Source organism: Microcoleus sp. OTE_8_concoct_300 (assembly GCF_031383065.1).
Classification (GTDB): domain Bacteria; phylum Cyanobacteriota; class Cyanobacteriia; order Cyanobacteriales; family Microcoleaceae; genus Microcoleus.
In genome coordinates this window covers 1-13,291 of record NZ_JANMZH010000389.1, presented here as the reverse complement: position 1 = coordinate 13,291, position 13,291 = coordinate 1, and the positions used below count along the sequence as shown (strand labels likewise).

The following is a 13,291-nucleotide window of genomic DNA, read 5'->3' as shown; positions in this document are numbered from 1 at the left end:
CCCAGTATAAAACGCCGTAACGGGAATCTTTCTGTAGTAGGAACTATGGATGACAGTACCGTGAAGGAAATTTTGCATACCCTTCATCGGGCTGCAAGAAGCCCACATCATACTGTACTCAGTTGATGTGGGAGATGTCACCCCCCTATAATTAAGCTGAGACAATCCCTGACAAAAAACAGATTTTTTTGTTTGGGAAGTCGCTATGCTTTTCAGTGTTTATAAAACCATTGATGCCCTTATCTTAAATCGCGAACCAATCCATCAAAACATAACAGAATAAATAACCCCACCCAAAATCATGTCTTGACTTCGATCGATTAAAGGCTAGACTGATCTAAGCTTTACCATAAAATTTTCTCCCCATTAATGAACATCGCTTATTTAGTCAACCAATATCCCAAAGTCAGCCACAGCTTTGTCCGCAGAGAAGTTAAAGCCGTTGAAACTTGTGGCCTGAAAGTCGCACGCTTTTCGATCCGATCCTGCGAGTCAGAACTCGTTGATGAAGCCGACAAACTAGAGCAAGAATTGACTAAAGTAATCTTAGGAGTTGGTGTACAGGGGTTAGCGTGGGGCTTGCTCCGCGTTGCCGCAACTAGACCCATTCGATTCATCGAAGCTTTGCGGCTAACATTTCAAGTTGGCTGGCACTCGGAACGGGGGATTTTGCTGCATCTAGCTTATTTAGCAGAAGCTTGCATTCTTTTAAATTGGTTTGCAGAATCCGGTACAGCACACGTTCACGCTCACTTCGGGACAAATTCCACAACAGTCGCAATGCTGTGTCGCGTGCTTGGCGGCCCGACTTACAGCTTCACCGTTCACGGCCCTGAAGAATTTGATAAAGCCACACTTCTTTCCTTAAACGAAAAAATTAAGCGATCGACCTTTGTAGCGGCGGTTAGTTCCTTCGGTAAAAGTCAGCTTTTTCGGTGGTGCGATCGCACTTTTTGGTCAAAAATTCACGTCATACACTGCGGCGTAGATGCGGCATTTTTAGCTGCACCCTACGTCCCCATACCCGCAGCACCCCGCTTAGCTTGCATTGGCCGGCTCAGCGAACAAAAAGGTCATTTGTTATTGCTAGAAGCTGCTAACTTGCTAGCAGTTCAAGGCTTAGAGTTTAAGTTGGTACTCGTAGGAGACGGGCCGCTGCGATCGGATATTGAAAAGCAGATTCTGCAACTCGGCCTGCAAAATCATATAGAAATTACCGGCTGGGCCAGTGGCGATCGAGTTCAGCAAGAGATTTTAGCTTCACGGGCAATGGTATTGCCGAGTTTTGCTGAAGGTTTGCCCGTCGTAATTATGGAAGCCCTCGCTCTCAATCGGCCCGTAATTAGCACTTATGTGGCTGGCATCCCGGAGCTCGTAGAACCCGGTGTTTGCGGTTGGTTAGTTCCTCCCGGTTCCGTAGAAGCATTAGCCGTAGCGATGCGCGCGGTATTGGAAGCACCTTTAGAAAAGCTAGAACAAATGGGGAAAACAGGAGCCGAGAGAGTTGCTCAACAACACAATGTTGATCTAGAGGCAAAAAAATTAGTCGCGCTGTTTAAGAGTGCTTCAGAATAGTGCAAAACCTATTGATTAACTGACATCAAATCTGTTAGCATGGGAATTCTTCATATATCTCTTCTCTTTATCTGCGTGAATCAGCGTCAATCCCTTGTCATCTGCGGTTCAGAAATTCTCTTTTTTTTACCGCAGATGAGGGCAGATTAACACAGATTAACGCAGATGAATTAGATCAATTCCGGTTGCAGCGTCCGTGATTGTTGACTGGATTTTACAATTCCGATGCTAACCGGATTTGATATGACATCTTGCACAATTATTAATAAGTCTTTCAAGGGCGGACTCTCCTGCCCACCCACAGGAAAATTAATTGTTTGTGGAACAAGCCGTCGGGCCTGTTCCTTTAATTAAAGCAACCTACTTACAAACTTTTTAAGGAATAGGAACGGACCGCAACAACTTGTCAACAATCGTCTTAGCCCTCCTTCCCCCCGCCGGAATCAACCTGTGAGACAGTACGTGCGGCGCCAAATCCTTCACATCATCCGGGGTAGCAAAATCCCGCCCCGAAATAAACGCCAAAGCCTGGGACGCCCGGTGCAAAGCCACCGCACCCCGGGGACTCACCCCCAGAGTAATCTCCTCATCCTCCCTCGTCGATCGCACCAAATCTACAATATACTGTTTCAAAGAGCCTTCCACCTTCACACCTGCGCACAAACGACGCAATTCCTGCACTTCTTCCAAAGAAATACAAGGCTGCAAATCTTCAACAGCAAAACTATCAGAAAGCCGTTCCAACATTTGCAACTCTTCCAACGCAGCGGGATAGCCCAATGTCAAAGACAAAGTAAACCGATCCATCTGGGCTTCCGGCAGCGGGAAAGTGCCTTGATATTCGATCGGGTTCTGAGTCGCAATCACAAAAAACGGGGCCGGAACATTCCGAGAAACTCCATCTACTGTCACCTGCTTTTCTTCCATCACTTCCAGCAAAGCTGACTGAGTTCGCGGCGTCGCCCGATTGATTTCATCGGCAAGCAAAACATTAGCAAAAACTGGCCCGGGCAAAAACTCAAACTCTCCGCTGCGCGGATTCCAAATATTAGTACCAGTGATATCCGTGGGTAACAAATCGGGAGTGCACTGAATCCGCTGAAACTTCCCATCGATCGATCGCGCCAAAGACTTCGCCAGCAGCGTTTTTCCCACACCCGGCACATCTTCCAGCAGCGCGTGTCCACCCGAAAGCACTGCTACCAGCACCAAGCGAATAGCATCGGCTTTGCCAACAATAGTCTTGCCTAGATTTTGTTTTAGCCGCTCAATATGTTGTCTCATATCCCTGATTTCTAATTGTTAATTGCTAGTTGCTAATTGTTGAAAAGATATCAAGATTGCCAAAATCTTGAGTCTTTGCCTTGGGGACTTCGTATTTGTACAACTAGAATTTAGTCTGACTCATGTTGCACCATTTTTAAAAGCGATCGCCCGTTCAATATCACATAATTATTAGACTTTAGCAGCTAATACGCTTCTAGCAACGTCACAATCTGCCTGAATTTGAGTTTTGAGAGCATCCAGAGAAGCGAATTTTTGTTCGGGCCGCAAAAACTCTACCAAACTCGCGCTCAAGGTTTTACCGTACAAATCCCCAGACCAATCTAACAGGTGAACTTCCACAGTGGGTTGCAGCCCGTCTACCGTCGGGCGGCAGCCAACATTCATCACCCCGTTGACAAAAAATAAATTTGATGCTTTGCCGGGGATTAGAGATTGGGGATTTTCTTGCTGAGAGGAAGAACTTTGATCTTTCATCTTTTCCCCTCCATGCTTCACCGAGACTCGCACCGCGTACACGCCCAAACGTGGCAAAAATTTTTCCGGCGGCAGTTCGATATTAGCAGTAGGAAATCCGATCGTCCTGCCCAGCCGCTGTCCGCCGACCACAGTCCCCACCAAACTGTAAGGTCGCCCCAGCAACTGATTCGCTTTTGTGAGGTCGCCCTCGGCCAGACATAAGCGGATTGCAGAACTGCTGATCCGCACCGTACCGCAATTGTGCAGGGGTACAAGAGCAACATCAACACCGTAACCCGAGGCTATAGACTGCAAATCCACAGCCGTCCCAGCGCGTCCCCGTCCAAACCGAAAATCAACCCCCACACTAATTCGACTCGCTTTTAGTTGTCGCACCAGAATTTCCTCGACAAACTCAATAGCCGTCAAAGTCGCCAATTCTCGATCGAACGGCAGCAGCACAAGTTGCTCGACGCCCATTGCTTCGAGCAATTCTACCTTTTCTGCCAAAGGTGTCAGCAGTTTTTTCGCTTGACCGGTAAAGAATTCTTGCGGGTGGGGATCGAATGTCACCACGGTGCTGTAAAATTTATCGCCCCCATGAGAATCGATCCCAGAGAGGCTGTTGCCCTCTGCCCTTGTCTGCCCTATCAAACCATCGAAATTATGGCTGCTGCCGGCTCGATCGGGCTGTGCTGCTGAGTCATTGTCGCAGGTCGCCGGATCTTCGCTTTCCAAATTTTGATCTCGGCCAGCGTTTGAGCGCAAGTTTTGCCCCGTCTCCGAAACCGTCGCAGAATTTAGTCCAGGCGATTTATTTAAAATTGGCTGCACGACTTGTTGATGCCCTAGGTGCAAACCATCAAAGTTTCCCAAGGCAACAGAAGTTGGAGTCAGAGCAGCGGTACAAGAAGAAGTTACCCACACGCTTAAGATTTTGACACACTTAGCCAGATTGCGATCGCCAGTCGATGTTAGATGTTAGATGTTAGATTTTAGATTGACTCCACAGATGCAATCTGGGAGATTGAACTTTGATCTAAACTTTTTGGTTTTCCACGACTTAAGCAGGGGGCTTGTATCTGTCTTTGAGGTCAGCCCTAACTTAAATTTGAGATTTCCGACCTCAAGATGTAAGAAGTATCTGGCAATCTCAAATCCATCAGACAGGCACTTTAGGCGCTTGCACCGACGCTTCAGACAAATCTTTCTCAGGAGGCAGCAACTGTAACGACAAACCTTCCCGCGCCATCAAACTGTTCGGGAACCTTTGAGCCACTTGTTCTCCCACCCTGTCTAAAAACTCGTCATTGTGCAGCGGGTCGTGGTGAAAAATCACCAACTTTTTGACATTAGCAGCCTTTGCCACCTTCACCGCTTCCTGCCAAGTCGAATGTCCCCAGCCGACCTTGCTGCTCTTCTGGGCATAATACTCCTCATCGGTATAAGTAGCGTCGTAGATCAGCACCTCAGCATCCCTAGCCAAATACAGCACATTTTCGTCCAAACGGTCGGGAAAATGTTCGGTATCAGTCACGTAAGCAGCGGAATACCCCCGCCAGTTCACGCGGTAGCCTATAGCTTCCCCGGGATGGTTCAACAAAGCAGTTTCCACCTTAATCTCTCCGATTTCCAGCGGTTTTCCCACTTCTATATCGTTAAATTTCAGGTCTGCCCCCATAATTTGCAGGGGCACCGGAAAATTGGGGTGCAGCATCTGGTCGTGGAGCCGCTGCTGGATACTAGCCTTATTAGGAGCAACAGCCCCATAGATGTCAAAACAATTGCCTTGAATAAAAGCTGGGACAAAAAATGGGAATCCTTGAATGTGATCCCAGTGAGAGTGAGTAAAAAATATATGAGCTTTTACGGGCATCTGCGACAGGAGAGTTTGTCCCAAAACCCGCAATCCAGTACCGCCATCGAAAATTAGGCGACTGTCACCCACTCGCATTTCTATACAGGGCGTGTTACCCCCGTAACGTACTGTTTCAGCCCCGGGAGACGCTATGCTACCTCTAACGCCCCAGAAGTGAACCGTGAATTGGTTTTGCATACTAGACATGGGTTTTCCTGCAAGATTGTTCCGGCGAGCCATCGGTAAGGTGTTTACATACTGGTAAGGGTTTTACCATCAAACCCAAGCTCTTTGACGGTCGAGAAATACACTGGTTGGAAGTGCCAAGAGTCTCGCTTGCCAGAGAATGCAAAACTGTTGGGCTTGACAACTGAGCAAGAAATTACAAGGTAGATTAATCAAGTCTCGATCGTAAGTATTTTTTTCTTCTCTTGACTAGCCTAACCTCCGCAGACACAGTTTGGGGGCAGCCGTTCTGCCTGAGTCTGGTCAAAACCCGCTGTTTTTCCAGTCTCCGCACTTGCGGCAACAGGATCGCGCGGTTGGTTGTTGGCGCTGCTGCTTTACGGGTTTGAACCCGGATGATGCCCGAACTGCTATCTACTCCGGTCTATAGACCATAATATCGAGGCTCCAGGGCTGGTTTACGGCGATATCTGGCTGATATTGCCGATCGGGCGTGACCGGACGGCCCCTACAATAATTACGGTTAATTTACCGGACTTGATATGCTGCTTGATAAAACCTACTCAAACGTGAACAAACCTGACGGTCAAGGTCGTACCGTTAGACCGCAGGCTTCTTTTTCCCTCGATGCCAGCGTTTTTTTGAGTGAAGTAGAACCACCGCCACTTTCTTCATTACTGTTTCAAAGTGCCAGAAAGTACATTGAAAATCAGGATGCTCCCGAAATATAATTAGCCAGCTTCCCAACCTCCGACAGCCGCCCCTTTCATCAAGAGGCGTGGATTCCGGGTACGGAGGCTTATAAGGCCTCCTTTAACTCCCCTCTAAATACACGCCTTGGACGAATGGGCTGATAGTTAACTTTAGTTACCTAAAGCCAGTTGAAGTTGACTGACAACGCTATGGGATAGTCGCCTATCCCAAGATAAGTCGGCTATCCCCCGATCGCCAAAGGTTATATAGTTAACTTTAGCGCCTAAACCTAAATTAGTCTATCTACAAGAACTTATCTTTCTAGATGAAGAAGAGGTAGGTTTTGTCAACTATTTGCCCCGATCGTTAAGCAAACGCCACCGAACCCCTGCCCATGGGGATCGGGGACTCAAGCGTGAACAAACCTGACGGTCAACCGAGTACCCTTAGACCGCAGGCTTCTTTTTCCCTGGACGCAAGGGCTTTTTTGAGATACCCAGAACCACCGCCACTTTCTTCATTACTGTTTCAACGTGCCAGAAAGTACATTGAACATCAGGATGCTCCCCAAATATAATTGCCCCGCTCGGTACCTGGAAGCGCCACGCCTTCGATCGAGAGGCGTGGATTTGGGGTAAGTAAGGCTAAGAAGGCCTCCTTTAACTCCCCTCTACATACACCCCTTGGACTCTCCGGCTGATAGTTAACGAGAAGCCAGTTTAATTAACCCAATTCCCATTAATTCCAAAATATTAGCAGTTTAGGAATGCTCCTGCTATTAATTATCAGGAAATTGGGTCTAAAACCCCGTCATAAGCTTGACGGCTTTAATTGTAAAGTTTGGGGAACTTACCGAACATCCTATGCTAGATGGTGTAGAAGAAGAAGGGAGCTAGAACAATGCTAGTTTTCGAGTTCAAGGCCTACGGAAAATTAAATCAGTTTACCAAAAAATTGGGTCTAAAGCCCCTTCTTCAGTGGCCGGCTTTAATTTCCGCAAGGCGTAAATAATTGTTAAACATATAGATTTTGCGAGCAAAAGTTTTCATAAAAGTGATAAGCTGTTGTCATGATAGTTTTAGAGTTTAAGTTGAAAGGCAAAGCGAAGCAATATCGGATCATCGACGAGATAATCAGAACAGCTCAATTTGTCCGAAACAAAACTCTTAGATACTGGATAGACAATCAAGGAGTCAAGCTAGTTGATCTGTACAAACAATGCGCCATCATGGCAAAAGAGTTTGAATGGCCAGGTAAGCTTAATTCGATGGCACGTCAAGCCTCGGCTGAACGTGCCATTTTTGCTATCCAACGTTTCTTTGCTAATTGCTTTCGCCAAGAAACCAGGGAAAAAGGGATACCCGCAGTTCAAGAAGTACACTCGAGCCGTTGAATACAAAACTACAGGCTGGGCGCTTTCTACCGACAAAAGATGCTTGACACTTAAGGACGGTTTTGCTGCAGGAAAGTTCAAACTAATCGGTAGTCGGGATTTGCATTTTTATGCACCCGGTGAGATGCGAGCGAATCAGAATTGTGCGTCGTGCCGATGGATACTACGCCCAATTCTGCATCAACGTAGAGCGAAAATAGGAACTCATTTCTACTGGCAAAACTCTTGGGATAGATGTGGGATTAAATCACTTCTATACCGACAGCGATGGCGAAACGGTCGTCAACCCTCCCTATCTCCGAAAAAGTGAAAAGGCTTTGAAAAGATTGCATGATCGGGTTTCAAGGGAAGAAGAAACGTTCTGGCAATCGGAAAAAAGCGATTAACAAGTTAGGAAGAAAACACCTGAAGGTCACTAGGCAGCGTAAAGACTTCGCCATAAAGACGACGCCCGGCGCGGTAAAGTTTAACCATTTTGTAGCCTAGGTCGAACTTCAGGTTAATAATATGGTTAAGAACCATAAACTTGCTAAATCAATTAGTGATGCAGCGTGGTCACAATTTGCTCTTCGGGTTGGAATACTTTGGGAAAGTGTATGGCAAAACTATAATTGCTGTTCCACCTCAGTACACTTCCCAGGAGTGTTCAAATTGTGGCAATCTTGTTAAGAAAACCCTGTCAACCCGAACCCATATTTGTGGTTGCGGAACGATACTAGATCGTGATCATAATGCTGGTCAAAATATTCTTGCTAAAGGATTGAAGCAGGCAGGTATCAATTTAAATACGGTGGGGCACACCGAAATCAACGCTTGGGGACAGACCGATCTCTACTCTTTGATGGCAGCAAAACAGAGATAAGTTCGACTGATTGATCCAAGAATCCTCGCGCCTTTAGGCCGGGGAGTGTCAAACAGACTCAAACGGGGTAATGGTTGAGAATTCTAGATTCTGGCGTCAAGGTGAAAAAGTATTCAAACGTTTTCACGGGCTCGTGTCTAGGAGGATTAAAGGTTCAAAGAACAGGGGCTCTCGCTAGACAGATTCTCGGGTGACGCCACCTCAAAATAAGTAGGCAATCGTATTGAATCATGCAATAAAACTTGCACGGTGCATAGTGAGCGTCCAACGACTTGAGAGCTTCGGTCGATTTGAGGATTAAAAATATGGTAAAAAATCATTGTCTGGCTAAGTCTATTAATGACGCATCTTGGTATCAGTTTCGTGTCTGGTTTGAATACTTCGCAATAGTATTTGAGAAAGTAACGGTTGCGGTGAATCCGCAGTAAACAAGCTAAGAATGCTCGAGTTGCGGTGCAATTGTGGAGAAAACGCTATCTACTAAAATGCACGTCTCTAAATGCGGTTGTGTGATGGATAGAGATGAAAACGCAGCTAGAAACATCCTCTCCTGAGAGGATTAGGTACGGTAGGGCATACCGGAACGCAATGCACGCTTATGCAAGCAACGCTCTCTTGAGATGAGGCCTCTACTTTTGTTGGAGAAATCCTGCCAAAGCTTGCCACGTTGTACATTAAAGAATCAAGAGTGCGTTTACGCCCGAGAGTGTCAACAAACAATACTGTCTGGGTTCTCGATCGGCCCGGACGGCAGGTGTCCGTCCAGCTAACCGTCAGTCGATTTTAAATTTTAGACTTTGGCGTGAGACGTTCGGCGAGGGCCAGCGACGTTATGCGAGTGCGAGGTCGAGTCGCGATCGCCGTCGAAGGATTTTAGATTTTAGATTTACTCCACAGATGAATCTGGGACCTTGAACAACAGTCTAAAATTTTTGCCTCTCCACCACGAGTATCGGAAACTTGTATCCGTTTTTGAGCGGGGTCAAGCTGTGAACCCAGCATCATTTGACACTCGGGGACAGCGATCGCCCGGGGCTGCAGGCAAAAAGCTAAATTTTCGTCGCCCATGAATCGGCGGACGAATTCAATTACTCAAAATTCCCCTATTTTCTGAAATTAAAATTTTTTCTATTTTTTGCCCTGATGGCAAACTCCGATCGACCTTCTGTCTCAAGAGTGATTCAGAAATATTCGTTGTTGAACTGTTGGGCTTTTCTCAACAATCTTCCATTGCTCTATATTTGGTAATGATTTATGGGAATTATAGCAAGTTGCCGTACTCACCACGAGTTTAAATTTCTGGTATTATAGAGTCTAAGACTATTGTTTGCCGAGGATATAAATCACTGCTAAAAAAGCCTGGCTCATACCATTCTAGATGTGAGATGTGAGATTTTAGATGTGAGATTTTAGATTGGGAAAGACTGATTATGTAATGGTTTGAAACTGGCAAACAGTTGCAGAGTTTATTGAAATTGGTATAAGTTTAAGTTATTTCTCAAAAAAGTCAGTATGAATCAAGTAAAAAAAACTACAACGAAGAAGCTGAATCGATCGCCCGTGAAACTCTCCGATCGCACTTTGGAACTCGATAAGCTCCCGTCGAGGGAGCTGTCCTTAGAAATGAATGATCCCCGAGCATTGAGGGAATTTAGTTCGGACGATCGCCCGCCGGGAACCCCAGCAGCGACAGGCCGGACTGCCGAAAAAAGGCGCCTGCGGCTTGATGCCAAGAGTTCTGGGGCCCGATCGCCTGTGGTTTCTACTGCCTTTCTCAAGTGGCTGCTAGAGCGTTTGACTCGCTCAAAAGGTTGGCTGGCCGCTTTCACCCTGGCAGCAGTTTGGGGGTGGTGGAACAGTCAGTTACTGTTTTCCACAGGGCTCGGGATAGCAGCGATGATGCTGGCTTACCAAGGGCAGTCCTGGGACTGGCAATTGCTGCGATCGCTCGTCGAGCAATTTTGGGAGGGCCCGAACCGCCGATTGGTTTTAGCGGTGGGCATCGGCGGCATTGCTACCTTGGGCGCTTACATGAGTTTGGCGATTTGGGCGGACTCCGAGAGCCACTGGATGGCTTTGAGCCTGATTTTGCAGAACTTTGGCACGATCGCGATTGCAGGGCTGTTGCTGCGGCAAGCGTTGAGTCTGGGGGCCTCAAAAGATGAAGTGGCGCTCGATCGCATCCTGGCAGATTTGACCGATCCTGACCCCCTGAAGCGTTTGATTGCAGTGCGACAAATGACCGATTTGGTGAATAAGGGTGGGTTTGGCCCTGTGAGCTCCGTCAAAAGTTCGATCGCCCGTTCCCGGGCTGCCGAGTGCTTTCGCCTGATGCTGAGTCGAGAACCCGAAGCTTTAGTCCGCAATGCCATGATCGAAGGTTTGCAGACTTGGGACGCTACTTATGACGGAGCTCTAAAATCCAAACATCAAGTCATCGACTACTAGCTGACCATCAAAAGCGTAAAAAGTAATTCGATGAATATTCGGAGCTTTTACGCGCAGGGGAGCGTTAGGAGGGATGGGAGAATTAGACCCGGCCAGATTGGGGCTCGGCATTTCATCCTGAACAATTGAGTTGCCGTCGATGTCCCAAGCAGATAAAACAGTTCGTCGCGAACTGGTGACAAGTCCTGACACCCAGCGAACTGGATACTTAAAAGTTATTTCTATCTGTCCGCTTTTGGGGGCTCCCATTAACACTGTTGCCCCAGAACCCGTGAAAAATGCTGGGTTTGAAGGTTGGATGGCGACGGCATTGCTAAAAGTCACCCCCCAATGTGCAAACTGGTGTTCTACTACTTCAAAGCATTTTAACTCTTCTAAAGCTACGCGGACGATCGCCGGTGCGGTGGCGCGCGATCGCACCTCTGACCCTGCGCCTGAGCGTTCTGGAGTCGCGACAAAAGACTTTTTGCCGTTTAAATCCATGCTTCGACAGACTGTATCAAATTCTGCAAATCCATCAGATTGAAGACTTTTCGCATCAACCATAAAACCCTCGCGATCCCGTTTCCTGAGCAGTTGCATATTTAGTAGACCTCCCTGAGATTACTTGTTTCTTGTGTTTTGGAAGTGATTACGGCGAGGCCCGTGATTACCAAACCTGCAACGCCGGCATCGACACCCGCTCGCGGGCCCTCCAACAAAGACTTTCGACCTCAAAAGCCACTGCTCCGCAAAATATCGTGATTAATTATTCGTGATGGGCGAGCGTCGGCAAACCTGCCGCCTGACTGAAAGCGAGTTCTAATACTCCTGCTTTCCGAGCGCCTGCTTTCCGGGTTGGCGAACAGACTCTAGTATGTTGAGGGGTCTTACCCATCATTTTGATATTATCTCTCATCGGCGGTAGTTTGCAAGGGTGACGATAACTACACAGCCGAATTGCCCAAATCCCAAAACTTAGTTGCTGTGTGTCGTTTCACGCTTCACCTGTACTAAAATAGATTTAACTATCAGCCGGAGAGTCCCAGGCGTGTATTTAGAGGGGAGTTAAAGGAGGCGCTTGGGGGGCCTCTGTACCCCGAATCCACGCCTCTTGATTAAAGCCGTGGCGGTGCCAGGTACCGAGCGGAGCAATTATATTTCGGGAGCATCCTGATTTTCAATGTACTTTCTGGCACCTTGAAACAGTAATGAAAAAAGTGGCGGTGTTTCTGGGTAACTCAAAAAAGCCCTTGCTTCGAGGGAAAAAGAAGCCTCGGGTCTAACGGTACGAGTTGAGCGTCAGGTTTGTTGACATCAATACTCAATCTTTACAAAAACGCCACCAGCTTGGGAAGTTTTTTAAACAGAGACCGGGCGGCGGACAAAAATCTAAAATATAACAGTGATTGAGGTTTATTTATGCTTGTACCCCTCGGCTTCGGTCAGCGATCGACAGTTACTTCACTCGGCAGAATGGTATACTACACTGCTGAAAAAATGCCTTGGATCGGGTTGCCGAACTCAACTTCGGAAAATAAACCGAATTTGGTATTTTTTCACGGTTTTGGGGGCGGGTCGAGTGCCTACGAATGGTCGAAAGTTTATCCGGCTTTTGCGACCGAATATCGAATTTTAGCACCTGATTTAATCGGTTGGGGACGATCGGAACATCCGCCGAGAAATTATTTAGTTGAAGATTACATCACAACTTTGATCGAATTTATAGAAAAAACTTGCGGCAGTCCGACAGATGTGATTGCTTCTTCGCTGACGGGGGCGATCGTGATTCGAGCTGCGATCGCGCGGCCGGATCTCTTCAAATCCCTAATTTTGACGATACCCAGCGGTTTGTCAGACTTCGGACAAGATTACGGCCGCAGTTTCTTCGCTCAGCTAGTGGGAACGCCGATTTTAGACCGCTTGCTCTACAGTACCGGAATCGCCACAGACGGCGGCATCCGTAGCTTCCTAGAACAGCGCCAATTTGCCGATTCCCGTCGCGTTTACCAAGAAATTGTAGACGCTTACCTCGAATCTGCTTTGGAACCAAATGCAGAATATGCCGCCCTGTCTTTTGTGCGGGGAGATTTGTGCTTTGATTTGTCGCTGTACATCACTCAGCTAACAACGCCGACAGCGATTATTTGGGGAGAAAAATCGCAGTTTACCGGCCCCGAAATCGGGCAGCGGTTGGCCAACCTCAACCCCGAAGCAATCAAAGTTTTTCAGCCTCTGGAAAACGTAGGTTTGACTCCGCAGTTAGAAATTCCCGCTGTGACTATTGGCTTAATTCGGCAATATTTAAAGTTGCTTTCGGAAGGGTAAATTACCCGCCACTGATTGTTGGGCCTGACGGCTCACAATACAGTGGGAGCTTGCATCTAGGCTCCACCGCAACTCTGAGAACCTTTGCAGGATTTCAGCTTTGGTTTCATCACCCGACACCCTGAAGGCACATTGACAAAGTGCCCGTACTCATCCAGTCTTGCCGGACGAGCAACGTTCTCAAAGCAATATTTCTGCTTCCCAATAAATCAGAGTGCAACTCATA

At 47.3% G+C, this 13,291-nt stretch carries 11 protein-coding genes and 1 pseudogene; 8 read left to right on the top strand and 4 right to left on the bottom strand.

The window, feature by feature from the left end; translation table 11 throughout:
• The first annotated feature begins 369 nt into the window (after positions 1 to 369).
• Positions 370 to 1,575: a glycosyltransferase gene (locus tag ACUVJL_RS17370; protein WP_445246995.1), complete on the top strand. Its 1,206-nt coding sequence runs from the start codon at positions 370 to 372 to the stop codon at positions 1,573 to 1,575.
• A gap of 375 nt (positions 1,576 to 1,950) precedes the next feature.
• Here the strand turns inward: ACUVJL_RS17370 and ACUVJL_RS17365 are convergent, their stop codons facing one another.
• From ACUVJL_RS17365 to ACUVJL_RS17355, 3 genes are all read right to left on the bottom strand, one after another.
• Complete coding sequence (locus ACUVJL_RS17365; protein WP_445246994.1) at positions 1,951 to 2,859, bottom strand: AAA family ATPase; 909 nt, start codon at positions 2,857 to 2,859, stop codon at positions 1,951 to 1,953.
• A 171-nt stretch (positions 2,860 to 3,030) separates the two neighbouring features.
• Positions 3,031 to 4,245, bottom strand: coding sequence for a bifunctional riboflavin kinase/FAD synthetase (locus ACUVJL_RS17360; protein ID WP_445246993.1), 1,215 nt, complete (start codon positions 4,243 to 4,245; stop codon positions 3,031 to 3,033).
• A gap of 235 nt (positions 4,246 to 4,480) precedes the next feature.
• A complete protein-coding gene (locus ACUVJL_RS17355) occupies positions 4,481 to 5,383 on the bottom strand; it encodes an MBL fold metallo-hydrolase (RefSeq protein ID WP_445246992.1) in 903 nt (300 codons plus the stop codon).
• A 521-nt stretch (positions 5,384 to 5,904) separates the two neighbouring features.
• Here ACUVJL_RS17355 and ACUVJL_RS17350 point away from each other — a divergent pair.
• The 6 genes and pseudogenes from ACUVJL_RS17350 to ACUVJL_RS17325 all read left to right on the top strand — a co-directional run bounded on the left by ACUVJL_RS17350 (position 5,905) and on the right by ACUVJL_RS17325 (position 10,758).
• Positions 5,905 to 6,093: a hypothetical protein gene (locus ACUVJL_RS17350; RefSeq protein WP_445246991.1), complete on the top strand. Its 189-nt coding sequence runs from the start codon at positions 5,905 to 5,907 to the stop codon at positions 6,091 to 6,093.
• A gap of 1,031 nt (positions 6,094 to 7,124) precedes the next feature.
• Positions 7,125 to 7,448, top strand: coding sequence for a transposase (locus ACUVJL_RS17345; RefSeq protein WP_445246990.1), 324 nt, complete (start codon positions 7,125 to 7,127; stop codon positions 7,446 to 7,448).
• 236 nt (positions 7,449 to 7,684) lie between these two features.
• Complete coding sequence (locus ACUVJL_RS17340; protein WP_445246989.1) at positions 7,685 to 7,834, top strand: hypothetical protein; 150 nt, start codon at positions 7,685 to 7,687, stop codon at positions 7,832 to 7,834.
• 140 nt (positions 7,835 to 7,974) lie between these two features.
• On the top strand, positions 7,975 to 8,310 hold the full coding sequence (locus ACUVJL_RS17335; protein WP_445246988.1) for a zinc ribbon domain-containing protein: 336 nt from the start codon (positions 7,975 to 7,977) through the stop codon (positions 8,308 to 8,310).
• Between the two features lie 43 nt (positions 8,311 to 8,353).
• Positions 8,354 to 8,929 (top strand): annotated as a pseudogene (locus tag ACUVJL_RS17330) (RNA-guided endonuclease InsQ/TnpB family protein); the annotation flags it as partial.
• Between the two features lie 893 nt (positions 8,930 to 9,822).
• Complete coding sequence (locus ACUVJL_RS17325) at positions 9,823 to 10,758, top strand: hypothetical protein (protein ID WP_445246987.1); 936 nt, start codon at positions 9,823 to 9,825, stop codon at positions 10,756 to 10,758.
• Here the strand turns inward: ACUVJL_RS17325 and ACUVJL_RS17320 are convergent.
• Entirely contained in the window at positions 10,726 to 11,340 is a 615-nt protein-coding gene (locus ACUVJL_RS17320) for a hypothetical protein (RefSeq protein ID WP_445246986.1), read from the bottom strand. The genes ACUVJL_RS17325 and ACUVJL_RS17320 overlap by 33 nt on opposite strands.
• Positions 11,341 to 12,159: 819 nt before the next feature.
• Between ACUVJL_RS17320 and ACUVJL_RS17315 the strand changes: the two genes are divergently transcribed.
• Complete coding sequence (locus tag ACUVJL_RS17315; RefSeq protein ID WP_445246985.1) at positions 12,160 to 13,065, top strand: alpha/beta fold hydrolase; 906 nt, start codon at positions 12,160 to 12,162, stop codon at positions 13,063 to 13,065.
• Positions 13,066 to 13,291: the final 226 nt, after the last annotated feature.

Coding starts and splice junctions, on each gene's coding strand:
- ACUVJL_RS17370 (WP_445246995.1), top strand. CDS start 370: ATGAACATCGCTTATTTAGTCAACCAATATCCCAAAGTCAGCCACAGC.
- ACUVJL_RS17365 (WP_445246994.1), bottom strand. CDS start 2,859: ATGAGACAACATATTGAGCGGCTAAAACAAAATCTAGGCAAGACTATT.
- ACUVJL_RS17355 (WP_445246992.1), bottom strand. CDS start 5,383: ATGTCTAGTATGCAAAACCAATTCACGGTTCACTTCTGGGGCGTTAGA.
- ACUVJL_RS17350 (WP_445246991.1), top strand. CDS start 5,905: ATGCTGCTTGATAAAACCTACTCAAACGTGAACAAACCTGACGGTCAA.
- ACUVJL_RS17345 (WP_445246990.1), top strand. CDS start 7,125: ATGATAGTTTTAGAGTTTAAGTTGAAAGGCAAAGCGAAGCAATATCGG.
- ACUVJL_RS17325 (WP_445246987.1), top strand. CDS start 9,823: ATGAATCAAGTAAAAAAAACTACAACGAAGAAGCTGAATCGATCGCCC.
- ACUVJL_RS17320 (WP_445246986.1), bottom strand. CDS start 11,340: ATGCAACTGCTCAGGAAACGGGATCGCGAGGGTTTTATGGTTGATGCG.
- ACUVJL_RS17315 (WP_445246985.1), top strand. CDS start 12,160: ATGCTTGTACCCCTCGGCTTCGGTCAGCGATCGACAGTTACTTCACTC.